Below are 440 nucleotides of genomic sequence, written 5' to 3' on the forward strand. Positions count from 1 at the left end.
CAGGTCAGCCTTCTCGATGGTGGACAAACGGTGCGCGATCACCAGGGTCGTGCGGCCTTGCATGACCTTATCGAGTGCCGCCTGGATATGCCGCTCGGACTCGGTATCGAGGGCCGAGGTGGCCTCGTCGAGGATCAGCAACGGCGCGTTCTTGAGCAATGCACGGGCAATCGCCAAGCGCTGGCGCTGGCCGCCGGACAACAGCACACCGTTCTCACCCACCTGGGTATCGAAGCCCTTGGGCAACTGATCGATGAAGTCCTTCGCATTGGCATCCGCTGCCGCCGCTTCCACATCGGCACGAGGTGCACCGGCCAGGTCGCCGTAGGCGATGTTGTTGGTCACAGTGTCGCTGAACAGGGTCACATGCTGGGTGACCTGGGCAATGTGTTTGCGCAGGTTGAGCAACTTGTAGTCTTCAATCTCGATGCCATCGAGCA

At 60.9% G+C, this 440-nt stretch carries 1 protein-coding gene; it reads right to left on the reverse strand.

Going from position 1 to position 440, the window contains the following annotated elements; translation table 11 throughout:
• Positions 1-440, reverse strand: a 440-nt coding sequence (locus JQ845_RS22895; protein ID WP_203009518.1) for an ATP-binding cassette domain-containing protein, incomplete at both ends; no start/stop codon positions are given.

Source organism: Pseudomonas paraversuta (genome assembly GCF_904063065.1).
In the GTDB taxonomy this organism is placed as follows: Bacteria; Pseudomonadota; Gammaproteobacteria; order Pseudomonadales; family Pseudomonadaceae; genus Aquipseudomonas; species Aquipseudomonas paraversuta.